We start from the raw sequence: 24,317 nt of genomic DNA, 5'->3' as shown, positions 1-24,317 counted from the left end.
GCTCTGAATATTGTTCCCGCCTGTCTTTAAGAGGTGTCCTGTGTAACAGTTGCAGCGACGCACTGTCGGCGGATTTCCTCGGGCCGACTCACATCGAGTAGAAGCCAGGGCGCCTCTCGTGTTGCCGAAGCCCGTGGAACTGGGAAGCCGTGCGTGCATTCTTCCTGACAACTGGACTGACCCGCCAGCCACATATGGCGCTGAGCACGGCCCCATGCCGTCGAGGCCCCACTGGTTACCTGGTCGTGACAGAACGGTTCAGTATGCGCGAATCTCCGGGTTTTTCGCGGAGAATTGCGGAAAACCCGGAGAATCTAGGGGTATGGGTAGGAGGCGAGCCCGCTTGTGCCCCTTACCGCTCCACCTCGCCACGGATGAAGGCTTCGACGGATTCGCGGGCGATATCATCGGGCCGCTGCTCCATCGGGGACTTCATGAAATAGGACGACGGCGAGAGCAATTCGCCGCCGATTCCACGGTCCAGGCCGATCTTGGCCGCACGCACGGCATCGATGATGATGCCGGCCGAGTTCGGCGAATCCCACACCTCCAGCTTGTACTCCAAGGAAACCGGAGCATCGCCAAAGTTGCGGCCCTCCAAGCGCACAAAGGCCCACTTGCGATCATCTAGCCAGGAGACGTAGTCTGAGGGGCCGATATGCACATCGTGGCCATCAAGCGGGTTATGAAGGTTCGACTGCACCGCATTCGTCTTCGAGATCTTCTTGGACTCCAGGCGCTCACGCTCCAACATATTCATAAAGTCCATATTGCCGCCCACATTGAGCTGGTAGGTGCGGTCCAGCGTCACGCCGCGGTCTTCGAACAGCTTCGCCAGCACCCGGTGGGTGATGGTGGCGCCGATCTGCGACTTAATGTCGTCGCCGATCACGGGTACACCGGCGGCGGCGAACTTATCGCTCCACTCCGGCGTCGATCCGATGAACACCGGCATGGCATTGACGAAGGCCACCTGCGCATCCACCGCGCACTGCGCGTAGAACTTCGCCGCGTCTTCCGAACCGACGGGAAGATAATTGACCAATACGTCAACTTCCTTTTCACGCAGTGCGGCGACGACGTCGACCGGGTCGGCCGGTGACTCCTCAATCTGGTTCTGGTAGTACTTGCCGAGTCCATCCAGGGTGTGCCCGCGCTCAACGGCCACGCCGGTGGGTGGAACATCAGCAATCTTGATCGTGTTGTTCTCGGAGGAGTTGATCGCATCGGCGAGGTCAACGCCAACCTTCTTGGCGTCAACGTCGAAAGCGGTAACGAACTCAAGGTCGCGGACGTGGTAGTCGCCGAACTGCACGTGCATAAGACCGGGCACGGATGTTGCCGGGTCGGCGTCCTTGTAATATTCAACGCCCTGGATTAGTGATGATGCACAGTTGCCGACACCTACAATGCCGACGCGGATCTTTCCCATTGTCTTCTCCTATCTCGGGGTTCCCGTGCAATCTTGGTTTGGTTGAGCCGGGTGTTCCCATTGGAGGAATCCCGACTGTTCCCGGTGCGGTTGCGGTCGTGTGCTAGTCGCGTGGCACCGGGCCGTCTTAGCTGCTTCGGCGGTGTTTGTTTTTCGCTACCTGCCGCCGCTCGTTTTGAATCATCGCCTCCAGCCATTCGAGCTCCGCTGCTACCTGGGCTAGGCCATGGTTTGCCAGTTCGAGGATGTATCCATCGGGATCGCGGGCTACGCCTTCCATCCACTGTTGCAGAGCTTCACGACGCTCCAGCATGCGGGCGAATCGCCCTTCAAGAATGCGTAGGCGGGTGGCGCTGTCGGTGGAGGAAAACATGGCGAAACGCACGTCGAAGGTTCCGTCTTCCCAGTCTCCCGGCCCGACGGAGGATAGTTCGTTGTCGAGATACTGCCTACCTTTATCCGTGATCGAGTAGGTGATACGACGGCGTTTGGAGCGTGTGGAGTTCGGATCCTCATGGGACACGATATAACCGGAGTCCTCGAGGCGGCGCAGCGCGGGATATAGGGAACCGTAGCTCAGGGTGCGGAACACTCCCAGCGAGAGATTGAGTCGTTTGCGTAGCGCATAGCCATGCTGCGGGCCGAGCGCCAGATAACCAAGGATGGCAAGGTTAAGAACCTTCGTGCGCAGCGTTGTGCTTGCCATCTCCGTCCTTTCATCAGTTGTCTGCCGCCGTGCCGACCCCGTGACTGCGGTATACGAGCCCGACGGCGCTCTTTTGCTCCGACCTCCCACGGCTTTCGATCGTCGTGCCGTGAGGATCAATGTAGTCATCCTCACGCGAGCGGCGATATGACTCAACAATATATCGTTTTGATATATTTTCCAAACCTATCGCAAGTTAAGACGTCGGTCCAGCAGGTAGTCGCATCCGGCGAAGGCGGTCCAGCGGCAGCAATGACTTATGTCTCCGCCTGCCGCGCACAATGGCTGTCGATCTGCTTCCGGCGAAGTGTGCGCCCTTGCGCCGAGAGCGCCGGGTTCACACGCGGACGACCTCGCCATTTCGTGGACTGCTGAGCGGACCGCCTCGCGTCGCGCGGGGTTTACTGGGAAGATAAGGCACACTGGAATCGATATATTCGTACTGAACGGAGGGACGATGACCTCACCCGGAGAGCAGGGAAGCACGCGCCAAGCGCATGATCCCATCGCAGCGCTAGGTGCGGGTCGTGGCGCAAGTGGTACGGGCGGCGCAAGCGGCGGTGACACGGCGAAGCCCCCAGCAACTCGCCGGATATCAACCGCACGGGCACCGGCAACGCATCGGACGGTTTCGGCAAGAGTGTGACCAACAATGCCAATAAGGTGAAGACGGCCAACACCGGAGGCAATGGTTCGGAGTTGACACCGCTAGTGGCGACACCGGGAGGAAGCGCGGCACTGCCGATGGGATTGCGAATCCTTTTGGCAGGAGCGCTGGCGACGGTTGCCTGCGCTGGGCTCTACCAGATACGCGACTTCGTCGCTCCGGCCTTCTTTGCCTTGACACTGGTTCTTACGGTTCGGCCCATCCACCGGTGGCTCATAAAGAAGGGGCTCCCGATCTGGCTGTCGGCAGTCGTGACGATTACCACACTTGTAGTGACCCTGCTCGGCGTCATCGGATTGATGGTGTGGTCCCTTGTGGGGCTGCCTGATGTGGTCACACGATACGTGACTAAGTTCCAGGACCTCGTCACCTCTGGGACTGCATTGTTGGAGCGCTACGGTTTAAGCACGGACCAGTTCACCAACGCGGTGTTGGAGCGTTTTGATGTGCAGTCCGTCCTTTCCGCACTGTCCGGTGTGCTGGATTACGTCAGTTCCGCAGGCTCCCTCATAGCGTTGTTAGCACTTGCACTGTTGTTCATCACCATTGACACCATGACCATGTCCACACGCGCAAAAATTGTCGAGCGACATGACGGTTATCTGTTTGAAGCCTTGTCCTCCTTCGAGGGGCGCGTGCGGCAGTACTGGCTGGTCTCCACCACTTTCGGTGCGATTGTCGCCGTCATTGACGGAATTGCCCTTCAGATACTCAACGTGCCGATGGCGGTGGCTTGGGCCCTGTTCTCCTTCATCACGAATTACATCCCCAATATCGGCTTCGTCATCGGGGTGATCCCACCGGCACTGTTGGGACTTCTGGACTCCGGCTGGATTACGGCAGTCTGGGTGATCGTTGCCTACTCCGTTATCAACGCGGTTATCCAGGGATCTTCCAACCGAAGATCACCGGAGACGCCGTTGGGCTTTCGACGACGGTAACATTCCTTTCCCTGGTCTTCTGGACGGCGGTAATCGGCCCACTCGGCGCGATTCTGGCGGTTCCATTGACCTTGTTCGCGAAGGCGCTACTAATTGACTCCAGCCCGGGCACACGGTGGATAGAGGCATTCCTTGTACCGGAGGCCGCTGCGGACAAGAAGATGGAGGAAGGATATTACGATGAAGAGGAGCCCGCGCCGGATGCCTTCGTCGGGATGAACCCGGATTTGTTCGAGGACAGATCCCGGCTGGGCCGTGCACTTGAACGGCTGCTGGCGTGGAGAGAGACGAAAGACACGAGCGAGGCATAGCAATGGCACGATCGAAGTCCACATCGGCGAAGAACACGGCGACTTCGTCGCGATCCGCCACCAAAGCGAAGAAAGGTAAAGTGCAGGCGGCGCCGAGTAGAGTGACTCGGCGCGGGAAAGTCAAACCCGGTCGCAAGCGAGGATGGAACTATCCGCGCCAAGGCTACGGCCCCATCCATCGATGGCTGCCGAGCTGGCGTTTCGTCCTGGGATCCTTCCTCGGTTTCATCGCGCTACTGGTGGGAACTTTCGTCGCCCTATACATCGCGATTGACGTACCGGAACCGGATGATTTCGCGCTGGCGGAAACCACCAAGGTGTATTACACGGACGGAAGCACCGAGATGGGCAGTTTCGCGGATTACGACCGTGAATCGGTGCCTCTGAGTGATCTTCCCGATGTTGTGCCGCATGCCGTAATTGCCTCGGAGGATCGTAGTTTCTACTCCAACAACGGCATTGACATCAAGGGCATAGTGCGGGCGCTGGTCAATAACGTCAGCGGCGGGGCGCAACAGGGCGGTTCCACCCTCACCCAACAGTATGTGGAGAGGTACTACCTCGGTACGACCACCGGTTACACCGGGAAAATAAAAGAGGCCATTCTTGCTCTCAAAATTGATCGTGAGCAGTCCAAAGAAGAGATTCTGGAGAACTACCTCAACACGATCTACTTCGGCCGCGGCGCATACGGAATCGAGGTGGCAGCACAGAAGTACTTCGGAATTCACGCCAGCGAGCTCAACCTGTCACAGGCCGCGCTGTTGGCGGGTATCATCCCGGCGCCCAGTTCCGGCGATCCTGCCGTCAACCCGGAATACGCACAGCGGCGTTGGGAGCGCGTGCTCAACCTGATGGTTCAGGACGGATATTGCACGCAGGAAGAGGCCGATGCGGCGGAATTCCCGGAAACGATTGAAAAGGTGGCCAGCAATGACTATGCCGGCCCCAACGGTTACCTGCTCTCAACGGTTACCAGCGAGCTCGTAGCATCGGGGGAGTTCACGGAGGATGAACTGTCCACAATGGGCCTCCAGATCGTCACAACCATCAACCAGGAAAAGCAAGAGGCTGCCGTTGCCGCCGTCGACAACCTTCCGGAAGACCGGCCGGAGAACAATTACGTGGGTCTGGTCTCCGTCGACCCGCGCAATGGCGAGATCTACGCTATGTATGGCGGGGCCGACTACCTGGTACGGCAACGTAATGCGGTCACGCAGGATGTTGCGCAGGGCGGATCTACCTTTAAGCCCTTCGCACTCCTCGCTGCGCTGGACCAGGATATGTCGGTCAATACGCGCTACGATTCGTCCTCTCCCAAGGTGATCGACGGACTGGAAATCGAGAACTTCGATTCGTCCAGCCGCGGCAATATCAACCTTGTGACGGCAACGATGTATTCGGTCAATACCGTGTACGTACAGTTGAACAAGGACGTCGGCCCGGAGAATACGCGGGCGGTGGCGGTGCAGGCGGGTATCCCGGAGGACACCGCCGGACTCGACGACACATTGACCAATGTTCTCGGGTCCGCTTCCCCCCGCCCGATTGATACGGCGAAGGCATACGCGACCTTCGCCGCCGGTGGTGTACAGCACGACCCGCATATTGTGCGGGAAGTGCGTGATAGAGATGGCAACGTCATATATTCTGCGGACACCGAGGGTACTCGCGTGTTCGAAGAGAACACCATCGCGCAGTTGAACTACGTGCTGCAACAGGTGACGGCCCCCGGCGCCACCGGGGCGACCGCCGGTCAACTCGGGCGGCCGGTGGCCGGAAAGACGGGTACTTCCACCGGTCCGGTATCGGCGTGGTTCTGTGGCTACATTCCGCAGATGGTGACCGTGGTGAATATGTACCAGATCGGCGAGGACGGCAGTGAGGAAGTGCTGACCGGCTTTGGCGCTTACACCAATATCGGTATCGGCGGCGGTTCGTTCCCAGCGCAGATCTGGCTTGACTACATGGAGGTGGCGACGGCCGACATGGAGGTCGAGGACTTCCCGGATCCAGTGTGGACGGGTAGTGTCCCGGCTGTCGATTCACCGACGACGTCGGCGCCGACGGTGACGGAGGAGCCCACCGAGACGGAAGGGCCCACGCAGGAGCCCACCGAGACGGAAGGGCCGACTGAAGAGCCCACCGAGGAGCCGCAGCCCACCGAGACGGAAGGGCCGACGCCAAACCCGAATGAGCCGACCGAGGGCGATCCCGGCGGCGGAGAGGGTGACCCGAATCCCGGAGGGAGTCCGTAGTTTCGCTGGCGCGATGGTGATACTACCGGTAAAATGATGCGCTGTCGCGTATCGACGGCATGTCGTGCCGCAGCGCGACCACGCATTATCCCTCCTGCCATGGAGAGACCATGGCCGTTTAGTCCGAAGGAGGTTGGGAAGACATGCGCGATTACGAGATGATGATCATTCTCGATACGGATGTTGACGAGCGGAATATCACGACTTACGTCGACAAACTGCTTCAGGTTGTCCCTAACGAGGGAGGCTCCCTGGAGAAAGTCGATATTTGGGGCAGGCGTCGGCTTGCCTATGACATCAACAAGCGGTCCGAGGGCATTTACGTTGTCGTGAACATGAAGGCGACATCGCAGACCGCCCAGGAGCTTGATCGGCAGCTGGGACTGAACGAGTCCGTTCTGCGCACCAAGCTGCTGCGGGTAGAGGCCTGAGGCAACGCCGAAGGAGTAAATCATGGCAGGCGAACCGATTATCACGGTTGTTGGCAATCTGACCGCCGACCCGGAGTTGCGTTACGTCGCTTCGGGCACTCCCGTCGCGAGTTTCACGGTTGCGTCAACGCCACGCACCCTCAACCGGCAAACAAATCAGTGGGAAGATGGCGAGGCCATGTTCATCCGCTGCTCGGTGTGGCGTGAATACGGCGAGAATGTCGCCGAGTCACTCACAAAGGGAATGCGGGTGATTGTCACCGGGCGATTGACCGTACGGTCCTATGAGTACAACGGCCAACAGCGCACCTCGCTTGAAATGCAGGTGGACGAGGTTGGTCCGGCGTTGCGCTATGCACGCGCCCAAGTCACGAAGGTATCCGGCGGCCGGGGTTCCGGCAGTGGATACCAGGGTGGCGGGCAGTCCGCTCCCGGTGGCGCGCAGGGCCGTGCATCTTACGATGCGCCGCAGGGTGGTTCAGCATATGACCCGTGGCAGCAGGCGCCGCAAGGCGGCTCGTCCTTCGACGATCTCCCCCATTCTGATACCGACTTTCTGATGGCGCCAGGGCGCCGTCTTAACCAAAGGAGCATATTATGGCGAAGCAGGCTCTTCGCAAACCAAAGAAGAAGATAGGTCCGGTGCGGACCACTAAGGTCGAGAACATCGACTACAAGGACACGGCAACTCTCCGCAAGTTCATTTCTGATCGGGGCAAGATTCGCGCGCGCCGCGTGACCGGCGTATCCGTGCAAGAGCAGCGCAAGATCGCCAAGGCGATCAAGAATGCTCGCGAGATGGCTCTGCTGCCCTACTCGAGCTCCGCACGCTGAGAAAGGAGACTCTTATGAAGATCATTTTGACGCATGAAGTCTCCGGCCTCGGTCGGGCCGGTGAAGTTGTTGAGGTCAAGGACGGCTACGGTCGTAACTACCTGCTGCCGCGAGGCTACGCCACGAAGTGGACCCCAGGTGCGCAGCGCCAGATCGATCAGATAGCCGAGGCGCGCCGTCGTCGTGCGATTACCTCGCTGGAAGATGCGCATGAGCTGCGTGAAACGCTGGAGGCGGCGACGCTGACCATCACCAAGACCGCCGGAGACAATGGCCGCCTCTTTGGCGCCGTGTCGGGTGCGGACGTTGCCGCTGCGGCGTCTGAACTCACCGGCAAGGAGATCGACCGCCGTCAGGTCACGTTGCCCGCCGTTAAGTCGCTGGGTGATTACAAGGCGACCATCAAGCTGCATGACGATGTGTCTGCGCTGGTGGCGGTGGCCGTGGTGCCGGAGCCGAAAAAGAAGAAGCGCAAGTAGCAGCTTATTTGTGAAGAATGCTGGTGCGGGGGTTAGGAGCTGTTCCTGGCCCCCGCATACGCTTATGCCCCACGGTGCCCGACACGCGCCGATATCCGGCCGATAGGAGAATCAGGTACGTGCTTCCGCCCGGCCGCGTGCGGCGTTGTGGGCATGGCCCGGTCTGCTGACGGCCGCTCCCGTCCGCGGGTGGCGCGGCCCTCGCTGGGAAAACTGTCCCGCCGCCGTCTGTGTGCCGTGTGTCAAGATAGTAGCCGGAAGGAGCCCGCAATCCCATGAGTAGAAACCTGGTAGAGGAAGCCACCGATGCCATTCTTGACCGCATTGCTGGAGGCCAATACCGCGCCGGCGATAGCCTACCCGGCGAGGTGGAGTTGGCGGCGGAGCTGAATGTCTCGCGGCTGACCCTCCGTGAGGCTGTCAAGGTGCTACGGGAACGCGGCGTGCTCCGCGTGGTGCAGGGCCGTGGCACCTTTGTGGTTGCCCGCAGTGAGTGGACGGATCTCGGCACTCTTATCAACATGACTCTGCGCACCAGTTCCGAGCGGGAGGTCGGGCTCAAACTCGTCGAATTGCGTCGCATGATCGAAGTGGGAGCGGCTGGGTTGGCGGCACGTAACCGCAGCGAGGATGATTTGCAGGCCATTGCGCAGCAGGTGGAGATCATGGACGCCGCCGGTGCGGAAGCTGACGTGGAGACCGTCGTCAGTGCCGATTTGGCTTTTCACCGCGCGATTATGGAGGCCAGCGGCAACCCCTTCGTCTTGGCGGTGATGGCACCACTGGAAGTCGCAATGCGCCAGTCACGGCGAGTCACATCTTCCGACGCGGCGGTGCGCGAGCGCGCGCAAACGCATCACCGGGAGGTCCTTCGCGCCATCGAGATGGGCGACGAGCAGGCGGCGAAGGATGCGATGCGTTCGCATATGACCCAGACGCGGCTCGATCTGTTGGCCACGACCCGCCCGACGGAAGAAGAGACGAGTGAGTAGAGGGCGCCGTTGCAGCAACTGACATACAGCTTTGGCCCTGTGAATGAAGTGAGGGCTTCGGTAGGAAGCGTAGGCGGATGGGCAAGACGTGGGTGTATTTTCGGCCCCTGCATGACGGACGGCAGCCGGTAAAGAAATCCCGATTGTCACCTCTGAGCTTTCCACCCTTGCACAAAGGACCAAAGACAAATATACTAGGGCACAAGTCCTCTGAGGTCTGAGCGCATGCAAAGGAGCGAAGATGCCCCAGATTAGTCGTGAAGAGTTACTGGCGGGACTCCCGCCAGTTCCTGATGTTTCCGCTGCCGACGTCGTCGCCGCGCAGCAAGCCGCCGCGGGATCCCACCCCGTATACGTTGTTCTCGACGACGATCCTACCGGCACCCAATCCATTTCCAACCTACCCGTCCTCACATCCTGGGACGAAGAGGACTTCGCCTGGGTGTTTGGCACCGGTGCCCCCGCCGTATATGTGATGACGAATTCCCGCTCGCTCGCGCCCACCGACGCCGAGCGGGTCAATCGCGAAGCCGTGAACGCCGCACTGGCGGCAGCCAAGGCCGCCGACCTTGAGGTAGCCTTCGTTTCGCGATCAGACTCGACGCTGCGCGGGCACTTTCCACTTGAACCGGACACGATCACGCAGTGCTTACGCGAATCGGCGGGTGTGGAGGTTGACGGCATTGTGATTGTGCCCGCCTTCGGTGACGCCGGGCGAATCACGGTGCACGGAACGCATTACGCCGGCAATCCCGCCGACGGCTACCTGCCCGTTGGCGAAACGGAGTTTGCGCGCGACGCCAGCTTCGGATACAAGTCATCTGCACTTGCCGACTGGGTGGAGGAGAAAAGCGGCGGTAAACGCCGCGCTGCACAGGTTCTCGTACTCGATATCGAAACCCTGCGGACCGATCCACAGGGCACCTTGGAACTGCTGCGCTCTGCGTCGGACGCTCAGGCCATCGCCGTGGATATCGTCGAAGAAGAGGATCTGCGTCAGCTCTCGCTGGCCTTGATCAAGGCGGAGGAGGCGGGATCGCACTTCATCTACCGCGTTGGTCCGCCCTTCGTGCGTGCTCGACTCGGCCAGGAAGTTCATGCGCCGCTCACCTCCGAAGAGATCAACGCCGCTCGCGGGAGCGGCCGGTGGCACCGGGTGGACTGGTTGTTGTCGGATCACATGTCGGGCTCACAACGCGACAACTGAATGCACTGCGCGAGCATCGGCATCCACTGGAACTGGAAATCGACGTTGCACAGGTGATCGACGACGACGCCCGCGATGCTCATCTCCGCAACCTCATTGACCAGTCGGTTGACGAACTTTCATGTGCAGACGTGATCGTACGTACTTCACGCACCCTCGTCACCGGTGCCGACGCCGCCGATTCCTTGGCCATTTCCCGGCAGGTCTCGGCAGCCGTGGTCACGGTGGTGCAGGGAATAATTGCCCGCGTCCTTCCCCGGTTCGTGATTGCCAAGGGCGGCATCACCTCCTCCGACGTCGCCTCTAAGGGCCTGGAAATCGGCCGCGCCATTGCGCTCGGCCCGATGCTGCCAGGAATTGTCTCGCTGTGGCTGGCGCAGGATGGCCCCGCCGCCGGGGTGCCCTACGTTGTGTTCCCCGGCAATGTTGGGGGAGATGATTCCTTGGCCGAGGTAGCGGACAAGCTCAAGCAGTGATGAGGCAGTAGTGCCCGGTGGCCCCCGACCGCCGCCGGGCACGCGGAGGCGGATCTCCGCTTGCGGAAACACCCCTTCCGCCCCGGTTCATCCGCCAAACTGCGAAGCGCTGCCTAGCCCCGAAAGGCGGCAAAGCTACGAAGAGCCACCAGGCCTGGCACAACCTCCCGAAGAACTACTCCTAGCCCCGCAGGGCCACCAAGTCTTGCACAGTCGCCTAGCCCCACAAGCCGATAAACACCTGTAGGTGCGAGACGGCTCCCCGGAACACTCGGATGAATATGCACCTCGAGTGACCGCCCACATCCCCGAATCCGCGGCGCTGCTGCCACGGGAGCGCCGCAATAGACCTCTCTGCACAGCGCATGCCCGCACGGGCATGCAGCCACCGGTCATTGCAGACCGATTCCGATCAAGTAGAAAATCCCCATCAAGTAAGAAAACAGGAGAAAATCATGACACAACGCGTAGCGGTTCTCGGGCTCGGAGCAATGGGGCTTCCTATGGCTACCTGGCTCTCGAAGAGCTTCGAAGTGAGCGGTTATGACCTTTTCGACCAGCGGCGGCAACTGGCCGCCGAGGCCGGTGTTGAGACGGTGACTACCGCTCGCGACGCCGTTGAGGGCGCCGACGCCGTACTGATTGCCGTGCGTAATAGAGCGCAGCTTGAGGATGTGTTGTACGGCGCCGCCGGCGTCGTAACGGCTATGAAGCAGGGCGCCGTCGTTATCCTCACGTCCACGGTCGGTGTTGACGCGGTCATGGAGGTGGCGGCTCGACTGGCCGACGATGGCATCGGCATGGTCGACGCCCCGGTATCCGGTGGTCCGGTGCGAGCGGGTGAAGGTGATCTGCTCGTGACCTGTGGAGCATACCCGGATGTGTACGCGGCGGCTCTGCCGGTACTGGAGGCCATGGCGGGCAACCTGGTGTTGGTGGGCGATGAACCCGGTAAGGGTCAGGCGATGAAAACCGTCAACCAGTTGCTTTGTGGTGTGCATATCGCCGCGGCCGGGGAAGCCTTGGCTTTAGCCGGCAAGCTGGGCCTCGATCAGCGCAAGGCACTCGATGCACTGATGTCGGGAGCCGCAGAGTCCTTCATGCTGGGTAACCGCGGTCCGCGCGCCATCGAGGCGTATGAGGGCGGCAACCCCGAGGTGGCATCCCGCGTGGATATCTTCGTCAAGGATATGGGTATCGTGACATCGGCAGCCAAAAGCGTCGGCCTCTCCGTCCCGCTGGCTGCGGCAGCGGAGCAGCTGTACGTGCTTGGCCTGGCACAGGGCCGCGGGGCCGACGACGACTCGACCATTATCAATGTTGTACGTGGCGAAGGGAAATGATTTATGAGCACTGCAGCTCTACTCGGGATCGCCGTTGGTGCGGTCTTCGTCCTGCTACTTCTCGTTATCGGGGTCAAGATGTCTGCATTCGTTGCCCTCATCTTGGTGTCTCTTGGCACCGCCCTGGCCACTGGCATAGCGCCGCAAAAGATCGTTGGCGTGCTGCAAGGGGGCATGGGCGATACCCTCGGATCGGTGATGATCGTGGTCGGGCTGGGAGCGATTCTAGGCCGCTTGATCGAAATGGCCGGAGGAGCCGATTCCCTGGCGCGCGCCTTCACTTTGCGCTTGGGTGAGCACCGTGTAATCGCTGCGGTGACGGCATCGGCATTCATCCTCGGCATCCCCGTCTTCTTCGACGTCGGCTTTATTATCCTCGCTCCCATCGTGTTCGGCTTTGCACGAGTAGCGGGTTTGAACCCGCTGAAAATCGGGTTGCCAGTGGCAGGTGCCCTGCTGACGGTACATGTTGCATTGCCGCCGCATCCGGGACCGGTTGCTGCCGCTGGTACTACCGGCGCCGATAACGGCATGATGATTATGATCGGTCTGCCGATTTGCGCAATCACGGTGCTGGGAGGCTATTTCATCGCCAAGAGTATCCGTACTGACGGAATTCAGCTGTCGGAGTCTCCGGTCAGCAAGGCAGCGGAATTACAGGCAGAGCGAGCGGAGAATGACTCGTCGGTGGAGGCTTCCGGAGCGCAGGACGGTGCGGCGACCGCCTTGCGGCGTGCCGTGCGACCAATCGGAGCAGGAACAGTGATTCTCCTGATCCTGCTTCCGATCTTGCAGATCATGCTGGGAACGGTCAGCACTATAGCCCTCAAGGAGGGGACAACCACCCAAAGATGGCTCTCACTGATCGGATCGTCGGCGGTGGCTCTGACGGTTGCGGTGATTGTGGCCTACTTGGTGGTGGGGCGCTCGCAAGGCTGGAACCTGGAACGGCGCAGCAGCATCATGGACTCGGCCCTACCGGATGTGGCGGTGATCGTCTTCGTCACCGGTGCGGGTGGCATGTTCGCCGGCGTACTAACGGAGTCGGGCATCGGGGATGCACTGTCCGAGACGCTGATCGACCTCAATATGCCGATTATTCTTGCCGCCTATCTGATATCTCTGGTACTGCGCGCTTCGCAGGGATCCGCCACAGTCGCGATCAACACGAGTGTCGGCCTCATGGCTGTTCCGATTGCAAATGCCGGATTCACGGGGATAGAAACTGTCCTTGTCACGCTGGCCATAGGTTTCGGTGCTCTCGGGCTATCGCATATCAATGATTCCGGGTTCTGGATCGTGACGAAGTACCTTGGCTTGTCGGTGAAGGACGGCCTGAAGACGTGGACTGTTCTCTCAACCGTACTCAGCCTCATCGGCTTTGCACTAACCTGGGCTGTATTCGCACTGGTCAGCTAAGTCGGTGGCCTGCTGGGTGGCGGGACGGCTTTCGCCACCCAGAGGCGGCCGTTTTGGTCCCCTATAGTGCAACCGGCGCGTACCTTCCCGCCACGACGGTTTCGGAGGGTAACAGCGTGGCAGATGCGATGTGGCGGAGAGGCCAGTCGCGAAAGTTGTGGTTGGCGTGCCCAGGATGTGCCATATTCGAAGCAACCAACCACAAAGGCACAATAGCAAGGAGAAGGAAATGACCACATTGACAGACCTGGTGGGTGACAACCCCACTTTGGATCACCTGTATGAAGGCGGCTGGTGGATTGAAGGTCCATGCTGGTTGCGCAAGGAACAGGTGCTGCGTTTCTCAGATGTTAAGCACGCGCGGATCTGGGATCTGGATCCCACTACCGGCGAGCTTGTTCTGCACGCGGAAAACACCGAACATGTCAATGGCCGCACCGTTGACCTCGATGGGTCCGTTCTGCAGTGTTCGCATGGTCTGCGGCGAGTCGAGCGCGACCGCGACGGCGAGGTGACGGCCGTGGTGGACCGCTGGCAGGATCACCGCTTCAATTCGCCCAATGACATCGTCGTGACCACCGACGGATCAATCTGGTTCACCGACCCGGCCTACGGAATCATCTACCCGGAGGAAGGGCATCCCGGATCGCGTGAGTACTGTGATCACTGGGTATTCCGCATAACCCGGAAGGGCGGCTGACGGTAGCCGCTACCGACGTGGTCGAACCCAATGGCATAGCGTTCTCTCCCGATGAATCAATCTGCTACATTGCAGATTCTTCCGCGTTGAACCGCGAAGGCACTCCGTTCGAGCGCAACCATATCCGCCGCTACATGGTGGACGATTGGCGGCTGAAGAACGGTGAGGACTTCGCGCAGGTCGGCCCGGGAGTCCCCGACGGTATCAAGGTGGATGAGCACGGAAACGTGTGGTCCTCCAGTTTGGAGGCCGTGGTGATTCTCTCGCCGGATGGTGAGGAAATTGGGCGGGTGCCAGTGCCGGAGAAAATCGGTAATCTCTGCTTCGGAGGGCCGGACGGCACAGACCTCTTCATTGCCGCCTCGACATCCATCTATCGTCTTCACACCAATACACGCGATTGTCGTTACGCCTCCGGGCGTGCTTGAGTGGATTGCGACTATCGCCGCGGCACCTTGGGCATATGCTGCCGGGCTTGCCGGAGACGGCGGAACGGCTAGCGGGAGGAGAACGCGCCTGCCAATGCATAAGGGGTTGGTACCACGTCGGTAGTACCAACCCCTTATGCAGCCTCTTGTGCAGAGCCTCCTGTGCGAGGCGCTTAGGCGGAAGCGTTCTGCCGCGATTCCCAGGCGGAGCGGACCATTTCTCGCAGGTCGTAATGGCGGGTCCATCCCAGATCTCGCCCTGCCGCGGTGCCGTCGGCGACGATCCGTGCCGGGTCACCGGCACGGCGTGGTGCCTGAATGGGGGTGAAGTCGATACCCGTAACTTGACGAATGGCGTCCATGATTTCCTGCACCGAGGTGCCGCCGCCACTTCCCAGGTTGTAGGCAGGAAGTAGGTCACGGCCTGCCAGCATCGCCTGCGCGGCCAGCACGTGACCGGAGGCGATATCGGCTACATGCACGTAATCACGCACACAGGTGCCGTCGGGCGTCGGGTAGTCATTGCCGTTGACTTGTGGTGTGCCGCCGCCGAGCAGGCGGTCGAAGACCATGGGGAACAGATTATGCGGGCTGGAATCCCATAGTCCGGTATCCCCGGAACCGACAACGTTGAAGTAGCGGAGGTTGACACCCTGCCATTGCTCGTCCACCGCGTGCATATCCGCATTGAGCCATTCACCGATGAGCTTGGTCTGACCGTACGGTGATTCGGGATGCAGGGCGGTGTCCTCGGTGACGAGGTCGACGTCGGGAGTTCCGTATACCGATGCCGAACTGGAGAACACGTAGCGATGCACGCCTGCATGCTGCATGGCACGCAGCACGGATACGGTGGCTTCCACGTTTTGGTCGTAGGTGTGTAGCGGCTCGGTGACCGACACTCCGGCGTATTTGAAACCGGCGATGTGGACGACGCCGTCGCAGGCGTATTCGTGCAGTGTGCGTTGTACGAGTGCAGTATCGCGGATATCGGCGCGGATGAATGGAACGGAATCTGGCACAAAGGATGCGTGGCCGGTGGATAGATCGTCGATCACTACGGGTGAGAGTTTCGCCTGTGCGAAAGCTCGGACCACATGGGAACCGATATAACCGGCACCGCCGGTGATGAGCCATGACATAGGAAAATCTCCTCCTGTATCGAAGTGCTAACGAGAAGCCACAGAACTTCGGTCCCGGCCGTGTTCCTACGGTCGGTTCCTGAAATGGGACCGATTCCCAAAAAGGCCGGGACCGAAGTCGAATTAGTTGCTTGGTGCGCCTGTGGTGGCGTCCTTGGCGGGCACATATGTGGGGCGGATCCACGCCCACAGGGCGAAGATCAAGGCCACGCCGAGGAGGGCAATACCCACCCATAGGTTGGCGTTGACGCCACCGGTCTTTTCGAGTTCCGGATCGCCTACAATTCCTGTCAGTGTCAGGATGATGCCGAAACATGCCATCATGATCCCGATCACGTTGCGGACGTCGAAGAGTCCGGCACGCCGCTGTGGTTGGTTATTCGTTGTGTTACTCATCCTGCATCTCCTTAGAACAGCACGTTGAGCACGATGACCATGGCGAGGGCAATGCATGCCAGGGGTACCGGGCGGGCGAGCACGGGCATGGTCTTCAGTGCCGGGTCATGGAAGTTGGACTTCGGCGTCTCGGAGTAGACGAAGCCCACCAATTCCTCGGCCGGTTTCGGCTTCGTCCCCAAGGAGACGAGCACGGCGAGGATGAGATCGACGACGAACCCCGTTGCGGCGGCAACGAAGGCCGTGCCCTGCCCGGGTAGGTTGATGACACCGACCAGCGAGAGCAGCCACACGATCACCGCAGAGAGTGTGCCACCGATAAGGCTCACCCAGCCGGCTGTTGGAGTCATTCGCTTCCAGAACATACCGACGATGAAGGTGGCGAAGAGCGGTGCGTTGAAGAAGCCGAACAGTGTTTGCAGGTAGTCCATGATATTGGAGAACTTGCTGGCGATAAGCGCCGTGAAGATGGCCCAATGGTCGCCACCACCGTACACATCCGGCCCGCCTTCACATAGTAGGCATCCGGTTTGTCCTTCACCACGTAGGTCTGCCACAGGTCAATCGTAAACACGGTATTGAGCGCGGAGATATTAGCCGCCATGCCAGCCATGAAGGCGGCGAGCAGGCCGGTAATCGCCAGGCCGAGCAGTCCGTTGGGCAGAAGGTCGCGCATGAGGTAGAGCAGGGAGTCATTGAACTGCACTCCCGTACCCGAGGCACCGCCAGCCACATGCTCGCCATTCTTGACATCGGCGATTTCGGTGACGAGGACGGCCGCGAGCATGCCGGGAAGTACGGTGATAAAGGGAACGAACATCTTCGGGAAGGCACCGATAATCGGCGTCTTTCGGGCTGCGGTCATGGATTCGGAGGCCATGGCGCGCTGCACCTCCACGAAGTTCGTGGTCCAGTATCCGAAGGAGAGCACGAAGCCGAGTCCGAACACTATACCGATCACAGACAGAACCGGTGAATTGAAGCCGGAGAGAGCCTGGCCGGGCCAGGAGTGCAGCTGTTCACTCGCGGAGGCCACATGTGCATCCGGTGGGGCCGCCGCTGCCGCCTCGGTGATCTTCTCCTTCAGGCCGCTCCAGCCGCCCACGCGATGCAGGCCGATAAGCGTCAGCGGCAGCAGGGAGGCGACGATAACGAAGAACTGCAGGACCTCGTTATAAATGGCGGCACTCAGGCCGCCGAAGGTAATGTACGCCAACACGATGACGGAGGCGACAACCAGGGCTACCCACAGCGGCCAACCGAGAAGCGCGTGGACGATGCTCCCCAACAGGAAGAGATTGACGCCGGCGATAAGCACCTGTGCCAGGGCGAATGAGAGGGCGTTGACCAAGTGAGCTCCCGTACCGAATCGCATGCGCATGAATTCCGGCACGGAGCGGACCTTTGAACCGTAGTAGAACGGCATCATGACCACGCCCAGGAAGAGCATGGCGGGTACGGCACCCACCCAGAAGTAATGCAGGGTTGGCAAGCCGTATTCGGCGCCATTGGCCGAGTGCCCCATGATTTCGACGGCACCCAGGTTGGCGGAGATGAAGGCGAGTCCCGTTACCCAGGCGGGTAGGGAACGACCAGAGAGGAAGAACCCGATGGAGCTGGAGGCCTGCCTTCGGGCGATAAGACCGATACCGAGAACGGCCGCGAAGTAGATCGCTATGACGAGGTAATCGACGCCATAGGCGTGGATCAAATGTGTCATCGTCGTCGATGTCCTTTCAGCGGTGTGTGTTCGACTTTGATACGCTCCAGATGATGACGTAATCATTCTGATTCTTGCAAGGGAATCTCACGCTGTCAACGGGATTGTTAGATTCAAAGTGTTACGTTATCATCCTCTTTATGGACGGCACTGTGGCCGAAGGAGGAGGTAAAGTGCAGAAACCTTCCATGAAGATACCCGCGTGGTCGGCAAATGAGGGAGCCCGCCGGGCACGTGAATTATTCGCGGGGGCATTTCCGGAGCTCGATGGCCCGGATGGTGTATGGGCCTCACCCGGGCGCATCAACTTGATCGGCGAACACGTGGACTATAACGGTGGGATTTGCCTGCCGGTTGCGCTGCCCCATCGCACCTATGTGGCGTTGCGGCGACGTGAGGACACGCGGCTCCGCCTCGTATCGGATGAGAGCGGTGCAGCCCGGTGGGAAGGTGAGTTGAGCTCTGTACATCCCGAGGCCGAGATTCCGGCGTGGGTCGCCTATGCGGCGGGTGTTGCCTGGGCTCTCCAGCGCAAGGGGCACGCGCTAGGCGGCTTTGACGCCGCAGTGGTCTCCTGCGTGCCACTGGGAGCGGGGCTGTCATCCTCGGCGGCGTTGGAATGTGCGATGGGACTTGCGCTCGACGAGGTGTACGGGCTCGGCCTTGCCACATCCCCCGCAGTTCGAGCCGAATTGGTAGCTGCGTGTGTCAGCGCTGAGAACGACGTCGTCGGTGCACCAACCGGGGGTATGGACCAAGCGGCGTCGTTACTCACTACGAAGGATCATGCGCTACAGCTCGACTGTCTGACGGGAGCAACAACGCAAGTGCCATTCGACCTTGCCGCGCAGGGCCTGACAATACTTGTTATTGACACGCAGGCCAAGCATTCCTTGGTGGATGGGCAGTATGGGCAGCGGCGTGCGGTTTGTGAGCGGGTCGCGGCACTGGAAGGAGTGGAGACGCTACGGCAGTTGCCTGATCCGCAGGGTACGCTTTCGCGCCTGAATGATCCGGAGGCGGTGCGAAGAGTCAGGCATGTGGTTACCGAGATCGAACGCACGCAGGAGTTCGTGGAACTGCTGACGGAGGGTGAATACGGCGAGCTCGGCGCTCTCATGAATGCATCACACGCATCGCTGCGTGACGATTACGAAGTGAGTTGCGCCGAACTTGACACTGCGGTGGAGGCTGCCCGTGCTGCTGGGGCATGGGGTGCCCGTATGACCGGTGGCGGCTTCGGCGGCTCCGCCATTGCGCTAATAGAACAGGGCAATCTGGAGGCAACAATGGCTGCAGTGGATAGGGCGTTCGTGGACAATGGATGGATCGCGCCACGATTTTTGGAGGCGACAGCCTCCGAGGCCGGACGGCGCATCAACGAGGAGGAAGAGGCACTATGAGCGATAAGGGTCTGGAGGCTGCCGCCGTGCGTATGCGTGCAGCGGGAATGCCGGAACTGTTCATCCGCGTCTTCGGTGAGTACTACCGCCAATTGGAAGAGGGAAGCACCGGTTTAATACCGGAGCACAGCATTCAACCCGTGACTGCGGTGGCGGATGCGCGGGGCATTGAGCCGCCCGTGTCTGAACAGGCGGAGGCCTTGCGCCATACCGTCTTCATCAAACTCAACGGTGGACTCGGTACCTCCATGGGCATGGATCGTGCCAAGTCTCTGTTGCCGGTTCGTACCGGTCCCCCCGACGGCGCCATGCTGAGCTTCTTGGATATTATCGCCGGTCAAATGCGCCATGTGCGCAGCGCCTTCGGTGTTCGGATGCCACTGATCTTCATGGATTCCTTCCGCACGCAGCGCGACACCCTCGCCGCGCTCGCGGCGTACCCGGACCTGGTGCAGGAGGGTTTGCCGCTAGACTTCGTGCAACACCAAGAGCCGAAGCTGCGGGTGGACAATCTGGAGCCGGTTGACTGGCCGGAGGATCCCTCCCTGGAATGGTGTCCGCCCGGGCACGGGGATATCTATGTGTCACTGTTGGATACTGGGTTGCTCGACACCTTGATCGAGCGCGGATATCGGTATGCCTGCACTTCGAATGCGGATAACCTCGGCGCCGCTCCGGATGGGCGTATTGCCGCCTGGTTCGCCGCCTCTGGAGCTCCCTACGCTCCGGAAGTGTGCGAACGCACCCCCGCCGACCGCAAGGGTGGTCATCTGGCACGGCGGATCTCCGATGGGCGCATCGTGCTGCGCGACACCGCACAGACCCCCGCGGATGATATGAAATGGTTCACCGACGAAACCCGGCACCCCTTCTTCCACACGAATAATCTGTGGTTCGACCTGCGGGCATTGCGCGAGGTACTGAACGAGGGTGGCGGCATGGCTGGACTCCCACTGATCCGCAACCAAAAGACCGTGGACCCCTCAAATCCGGATTCGCCGCAGGTGTATCAGATTGAGTGTGCTTTGGGTGCCATTGTGGAACGTTTCGACGGAGCGTTGCCGGTGTTGGTTGATCGGTCACGTTTCCTGCCGGTGAAGACAACTGACGATCTGCTGCTGTTGCGCTCGGATGCCTACGAGCTGGGAGAGGATTTCCAGTTGCGGCTCGTCCCGCAGGCGGCGCCATTGGTGGAGTTGGACTCGCGTTACTACAAGCGCATGGCCGATTTCGATGCCCGCTTCCCGCACGGTGCACCATCGCTGCGAGAGGCCACGCGGTTGGCCGTGACCGGCGATTGGACCTTCGGTTCCGAGGTTCACCTGCGTGGCGATGTGGAACTTGTCGCCCGCGACCCGCAGACCATTGCCGACGGCACTGTTCTCGATGCAGGGGTGGAGGCATGAGCGGCGCGGAAGCGGTGTCGAATCGCGGCAATGTCGGTAGTGCCGAAGAAGTTAGGATCGCGTGCGGCGACGCGCAGGCGCTTGTGACGCCACGTGGAGCGGGCCTGCGCGCGTACCGGGTGGGCTCGCGCGACGTCGTCGTGACCTACCCGGGGCCAATACCCCCGGCCATGCACGGAGCGATTCTGGCTCCCTGGCCGAATCGGCTCGCTGACGGTCGATACGAATTCGGTGGCAACGAGTACCAGCTCCCGGTGACCGAACCCGCGCGCCGGGTGGCGAATCACGGTTTTGTCCATGACCAGATATGGGCGGTGACAGATCGCAGCGCCGATAGCGTGGAGTTCCGCTTTGATATTGGCGGGGAGCTGGAGGGTTACCCCTTCCCCTTAGAATTACGGGTTCGTTACCTGCTCGACGACGAAGACCTGGTGGTGGCCTTTACCGCGACGAACTGCGGCGAGGTGGCCGCGCCCTTCGGGGTCGGTTTTCATCCCTGGCTCTCACCGGGGGAGGCCACGGTGGATGAGTGTGAGTTGCGCGTTGCGGCAAGTGGATGGGTGCGCGCCAATGAGCGTCTACTGCCGGAGGAGTTCTGCGCTCTGCCGGCGGATAAGGACTTCCGCACACCTCGATCATTGCGTGGAGTTTCGCTAGACGACGGCTTTGCGCCCGCAGTCTTCTCCGGGGAGTACACCTGGGCCGAGTTGATATCGCCCGATGGCATGACCGCCGCGGTGTGGGCGGAGCACCCGCTAGAATACTGGCAGATCTGCACGGGGGATTTCCCCGAGATCGGAGCTTTTGAACGTTCCGGTGTTGCCGCCGAACCGATGTCGTGCCCGGCGGACGCTTTCAACTCCGGCAAAGGGTTGGTCACGCTGCAACCCGGTGAGACATATTCGGTGAGGTGGGGGTTATGCCTGCGAAGGACGAGCGATCACGCGCGGTCCGTTTAGCGTCAGATGGTGAGCGGAGTGCCGATACGCCCAGCCATTTGCCGGGAAGGGGTGGAGCTGCGGTCGAAGGCATTCCAGCGAGCGGGCGTTCGCGCCTGGGAGGGCGAGGAGTGTCGATCCGCGACGTCGCTGCCCTGGCGGAGGTCTCCCCGCAGACGGTATCCCGCGTGGTGCGCGGCCAATCGAATGTGCGCGAACAAACCGCGCGGCGGGTTCGCGAGGCAATGGATCAGTTGGGTTATGTGCCGAATCGGGCGGCGCGTGCCCTGCGTTCTGGGACGCTGGGCACGATCGGCGTCGTCGGTCATCAGCTCTCCCGTACCGGTGAAGCTCATATCACCGAGGCTGTTGTTGCGGCTCTTCGTGAAGCTGACCGTCCCGTGACCTTGGTGGATACGCCCTCCAGCAATCCCGAGGATATTTCACGCGCACTGGAATTCCTCGGGCAGTATGTGGATGGTCTGATCGTGCTCCGCCTGGAGACTCCATTGGCGGCACTGTCCAGCGGGCGGCGGAATTTGCCGATAGTGCTGAGCGATTTCCGCCCGTCGGTGCAGTACACCGCGGTTGGAAGCGACCAGGCAGCGGGCACGAGAGCGGCGGTCAGCCATCTGCTCGAACTCGGGCATGAGACCGTCCATCACATTGCCGGTCCAACGCATTCTTTACAGGCATTGGCCCGCGAACGCGCATGGATGGAAACATTGTGGGAAACCGGGCGTAGCGTTCCTCCCGTGTTTCGCGGGGATTGGACGCCGCGCTCCGGATACCAACTGGGTCAACGGATTGCCGAAAACCCGGATATTACTGCGGTGTACTGTGCCAACGACGAAATGGCGCTGGGCCTCCTGCGTGCCCTGTACGAGGCGGGCAGGCGTGTTCCCGACGACGTCTCGGTGATCGGCTTCGACAATCTGGTGGCGGAATGGATGTGGCCACCGCTGACCACCATCTCGCAGGACTTCGCGGCGGTAGGAAGAAATCTGGTGTCGGCGCTACTGGCGGTTATGGAGGATCCGGAAGGCGTGCAACCGCAGCAGATTCTTATTCCCACGCAATTGATCGTGCGGGAAAGTACGGCTCCGCCGCGCACTATAGGCCCATCCACTCTTCACCGCGTACTCTGAGGAGCATGGTTGCGCCGCGCATGGCCATGAACACCCCGGCGTAGGCGGCCCATAGCGCCAGCAGTCCTACCTGCCCGCGCCCGAAGGCCACAACAGCTGCGATGCATGGTGCTAGTACCAGCAGGGATGCCAGCATATACCAGGCGAGACGGCTAGCGTCGCCCGCTCCGATAAGAACACCGTCGAGCATGTAGGCGACGGCGGCGATCGGCAGGCAGAGCGCGGTGACCCACAGCGAGTGGGTGGCAAGGCTGTGCACGGCGCCGTCGCCCGTCATGAGGAGCGGGATCAACGGGCTGAGAATGATGAGGAGTGCTCCGAGCAGTGCTCCAGTTGTAACCCCACGATTGAGGCATCGGGCCAAAACTGCGCGAACACGTACTTTATCCTTCGCACCAAGTCCCTGACCAACCAGTACCTGCGCCGCGGTGGCGAGGGCATCGAGCCCGTAGGCCGCGAAGTTCCACACGGTCATGGTGATCTGGTTCGACGCTAACTCCTCGGTACCCAGACGGGTGGCCGCAGTTAACTGCCCGATGATGGCTGCACGCAGGCAGAGTGTGCGGATTATCAGCGGCATGGCGCTGCTGAGCGAGGCAAGAACTCCGGCGCCGCGGAAGGATGTGCGTGCCCCTTCTCGCCGCGCTCTGCGCACGACGACGCTCACCAGCCACAGGCCCATTCCGGTCTGGGCAAGCGCTGTGCCGACGCCTGCTCCAGCCACGCCCCAGCCCACGGGGTAAATGAGAAGAAAGTTCAGCGGCACATTGGCGGCGGCCCCGCCCGCGGCCGCATAGAACGGAGTGGTGGTGTCGCCCAAACCGCGTAGCGTACCGTTGGCGGCAAGAACCACCAACATGCCGGGCAGTCCAAAGGCGGAGGTATGTAGGTAGCGGCGTGCTTGTAGTGCGACGTCGGAGGAGGAGCCAAAGAGTTCCAGCAGCGGTCCACCGAAGGCCAGCAGTCCGGTTGCAAGTATGACAGCCAGAATGAGTGCCAACCAGATGCCGTCGATACCGCGACTAAGCGCCTCCCGGTGGCGGCCGGCACCGAATAGTCTTGCGGTCGACGCCGTCGTCGCGTAGGCGAGAAAGATACACAGGCCCACAATCGTGGTGAGGACGGTTGATGCCAGCGCTAGGCCGGCCAATTCGGAGGTTCCGAGGTGCCCGACCATGGCCGAGTCGACGGCCACCAGAAGTGGCGCGATGAGGAGCGCACCGAGCGAAGGAAGAGCAAGACGCCGAATCTCTCGGTCTATATCGCGTTCAGGCACGCCGCGATTGTACACGGAGGGCTTGCAACCGTGTGGGCTGGGTCGTCATCCGTTGGAGTCCTTGGTGTGGAAGCGGAGATGAGTCGCGCATAGAGGGGAGTCCGCCCGACTGACCGGCTCTCGTATCGGATCGACTGGTAGATGCAGGCGTTGTGTGGAGTACGTCATCGCGCGATCAAATCGGCTGCATAACCTGCTCCGAGGGCGTATTTTGCTAGGTGGACATTTGTTTCCATAAATGCGGATTTGCGCGATTCACTACTC

Annotated in this window: 24 protein-coding genes and 1 pseudogene; 18 read left to right on the top strand and 7 right to left on the bottom strand. The window is 60.8% G+C overall.

The window, feature by feature from the left end:
• Positions 1-352: 352 nt before the first annotated feature.
• Entirely contained in the window at positions 353-1,432 is a 1,080-nt protein-coding gene (locus DDD63_RS11780) for an inositol-3-phosphate synthase (protein ID WP_108716541.1), read from the bottom strand.
• A gap of 127 nt (positions 1,433-1,559) precedes the next feature.
• The gene (locus DDD63_RS11775) at positions 1,560-2,138 is read right to left on the bottom strand and encodes a PadR family transcriptional regulator (RefSeq protein ID WP_108716540.1); all 579 of its coding nucleotides are present in this window, start codon (positions 2,136-2,138) and stop codon (positions 1,560-1,562) included.
• Positions 2,139-2,780: 642 nt separating this feature from the next.
• On the opposite strand from DDD63_RS11775, the gene DDD63_RS11770 reads away from it, so the two are divergent.
• From DDD63_RS11770 to DDD63_RS13260, 14 genes and pseudogenes are all read left to right on the top strand, one after another.
• Positions 2,781-3,746 (top strand): AI-2E family transporter, encoded by a 966-nt coding sequence (locus DDD63_RS11770; RefSeq protein ID WP_108716539.1) that lies wholly within the window; start codon positions 2,781-2,783, stop codon positions 3,744-3,746.
• Between the two features lie 65 nt (positions 3,747-3,811).
• Positions 3,812-4,057: a hypothetical protein gene (locus DDD63_RS12605; protein ID WP_205647403.1), complete on the top strand. Its 246-nt coding sequence runs from the start codon at positions 3,812-3,814 to the stop codon at positions 4,055-4,057.
• A 2-nt stretch (positions 4,058-4,059) separates the two neighbouring features.
• Positions 4,060-6,315, top strand: a complete 2,256-nt coding sequence (locus DDD63_RS11760) for a transglycosylase domain-containing protein (RefSeq protein WP_108716537.1) — start codon at positions 4,060-4,062, stop codon at positions 6,313-6,315.
• 143 nt (positions 6,316-6,458) lie between these two features.
• The gene (rpsF, locus tag DDD63_RS11755; protein ID WP_108716536.1) at positions 6,459-6,746 is read left to right on the top strand and encodes a 30S ribosomal protein S6; all 288 of its coding nucleotides are present in this window, start codon (positions 6,459-6,461) and stop codon (positions 6,744-6,746) included.
• A gap of 22 nt (positions 6,747-6,768) precedes the next feature.
• Positions 6,769-7,284: pseudogene (locus DDD63_RS11750) on the top strand (single-stranded DNA-binding protein); the annotation flags it as partial.
• 59 nt (positions 7,285-7,343) lie between these two features.
• A complete protein-coding gene (gene rpsR / locus DDD63_RS11745; RefSeq protein WP_108716534.1) occupies positions 7,344-7,580 on the top strand; it encodes a 30S ribosomal protein S18 in 237 nt (78 codons plus the stop codon).
• A 14-nt stretch (positions 7,581-7,594) separates the two neighbouring features.
• Entirely contained in the window at positions 7,595-8,059 is a 465-nt protein-coding gene (rplI, locus tag DDD63_RS11740; protein ID WP_108716533.1) for a 50S ribosomal protein L9, read from the top strand.
• Positions 8,060-8,334: 275 nt separating this feature from the next.
• Complete coding sequence (locus tag DDD63_RS11735) at positions 8,335-9,051, top strand: FadR/GntR family transcriptional regulator (protein WP_108716532.1); 717 nt, start codon at positions 8,335-8,337, stop codon at positions 9,049-9,051.
• A gap of 241 nt (positions 9,052-9,292) precedes the next feature.
• The gene (locus tag DDD63_RS11730) at positions 9,293-10,258 is read left to right on the top strand and encodes a four-carbon acid sugar kinase family protein (protein ID WP_346426218.1); all 966 of its coding nucleotides are present in this window, start codon (positions 9,293-9,295) and stop codon (positions 10,256-10,258) included.
• On the top strand, positions 10,198-10,734 hold the full coding sequence (locus DDD63_RS13425; protein ID WP_346426217.1) for a nucleotide-binding domain containing protein: 537 nt from the start codon (positions 10,198-10,200) through the stop codon (positions 10,732-10,734). The genes DDD63_RS11730 and DDD63_RS13425 overlap by 61 nt, the downstream gene beginning before the upstream one ends.
• Before the next feature lie 455 nt (positions 10,735-11,189).
• Positions 11,190-12,077, top strand: coding sequence for an NAD(P)-dependent oxidoreductase (locus DDD63_RS11725; protein WP_108716531.1), 888 nt, complete (start codon positions 11,190-11,192; stop codon positions 12,075-12,077).
• Between the two features lie 3 nt (positions 12,078-12,080).
• Positions 12,081-13,496 carry a GntP family transporter gene (locus DDD63_RS11720; RefSeq protein ID WP_108716530.1) on the top strand — a complete coding sequence of 472 codons (1,416 nt, stop codon included), beginning with the start codon at positions 12,081-12,083 and terminating at the stop codon, positions 13,494-13,496.
• 229 nt (positions 13,497-13,725) lie between these two features.
• On the top strand, positions 13,726-14,196 hold the full coding sequence (locus DDD63_RS13265; RefSeq protein WP_205647269.1) for an SMP-30/gluconolactonase/LRE family protein: 471 nt from the start codon (positions 13,726-13,728) through the stop codon (positions 14,194-14,196).
• A gap of 17 nt (positions 14,197-14,213) precedes the next feature.
• The gene (locus DDD63_RS13260) at positions 14,214-14,624 is read left to right on the top strand and encodes an SMP-30/gluconolactonase/LRE family protein (protein ID WP_205647268.1); all 411 of its coding nucleotides are present in this window, start codon (positions 14,214-14,216) and stop codon (positions 14,622-14,624) included.
• A gap of 173 nt (positions 14,625-14,797) precedes the next feature.
• Here DDD63_RS13260 and galE read toward each other — a convergent pair whose 3' ends face one another.
• The 4 genes from galE to DDD63_RS11700 all read right to left on the bottom strand — a co-directional run bounded on the left by galE (position 14,798) and on the right by DDD63_RS11700 (position 17,882).
• Complete coding sequence (gene galE / locus DDD63_RS11710; protein WP_108716529.1) at positions 14,798-15,766, bottom strand: UDP-glucose 4-epimerase GalE; 969 nt, start codon at positions 15,764-15,766, stop codon at positions 14,798-14,800.
• Positions 15,767-15,889: 123 nt separating this feature from the next.
• Entirely contained in the window at positions 15,890-16,162 is a 273-nt protein-coding gene (locus DDD63_RS11705) for a hypothetical protein (RefSeq protein ID WP_108716528.1), read from the bottom strand.
• A gap of 11 nt (positions 16,163-16,173) precedes the next feature.
• Complete coding sequence (locus tag DDD63_RS13035; RefSeq protein WP_240611285.1) at positions 16,174-16,512, bottom strand: hypothetical protein; 339 nt, start codon at positions 16,510-16,512, stop codon at positions 16,174-16,176.
• Positions 16,509-17,882, bottom strand: a complete 1,374-nt coding sequence (locus tag DDD63_RS11700; protein ID WP_240611284.1) for a sodium/solute symporter — start codon at positions 17,880-17,882, stop codon at positions 16,509-16,511. Before DDD63_RS11700 ends, DDD63_RS13035 begins: the two co-directional genes overlap by 4 nt.
• Before the next feature lie 188 nt (positions 17,883-18,070).
• Here DDD63_RS11700 and galK point away from each other — a divergent pair, with 188 nt between their 5' ends.
• From galK to DDD63_RS11680, 4 genes are read left to right on the top strand one after another with little or no spacing between them, the layout of a single operon-like run.
• Positions 18,071-19,285 carry a galactokinase gene (gene galK, locus DDD63_RS11695; protein ID WP_108716527.1) on the top strand — a complete coding sequence of 405 codons (1,215 nt, stop codon included), beginning with the start codon at positions 18,071-18,073 and terminating at the stop codon, positions 19,283-19,285.
• Positions 19,282-20,691, top strand: a complete 1,410-nt coding sequence (locus DDD63_RS11690) for a UTP--glucose-1-phosphate uridylyltransferase (RefSeq protein ID WP_108716526.1) — start codon at positions 19,282-19,284, stop codon at positions 20,689-20,691. Before galK ends, DDD63_RS11690 begins: the two co-directional genes overlap by 4 nt.
• Complete coding sequence (locus DDD63_RS11685) at positions 20,688-21,650, top strand: aldose 1-epimerase family protein (RefSeq protein ID WP_108716525.1); 963 nt, start codon at positions 20,688-20,690, stop codon at positions 21,648-21,650. The genes DDD63_RS11690 and DDD63_RS11685 overlap by 4 nt, the downstream gene beginning before the upstream one ends.
• Positions 21,611-22,777 (top strand): LacI family DNA-binding transcriptional regulator, encoded by a 1,167-nt coding sequence (locus tag DDD63_RS11680; protein WP_108716524.1) that lies wholly within the window; start codon positions 21,611-21,613, stop codon positions 22,775-22,777. Before DDD63_RS11685 ends, DDD63_RS11680 begins: the two co-directional genes overlap by 40 nt.
• On the opposite strand, the gene DDD63_RS11675 is transcribed toward DDD63_RS11680, so the two are convergent.
• Positions 22,743-24,053 (bottom strand): MATE family efflux transporter, encoded by a 1,311-nt coding sequence (locus DDD63_RS11675; protein ID WP_108716757.1) that lies wholly within the window; start codon positions 24,051-24,053, stop codon positions 22,743-22,745. The genes DDD63_RS11680 and DDD63_RS11675 overlap by 35 nt on opposite strands.
• Between the last annotated feature and the right edge of the window lie 264 nt (positions 24,054-24,317).

The organism is Actinobaculum sp. 313 (assembly GCF_003073475.1).
GTDB lineage: Bacteria > Actinomycetota > Actinomycetes > Actinomycetales > Actinomycetaceae > Asp313.
The sequence above is the reverse complement of the archived record's forward strand: the minus strand, read 5'-3'. Positions and strand labels throughout refer to the sequence as shown.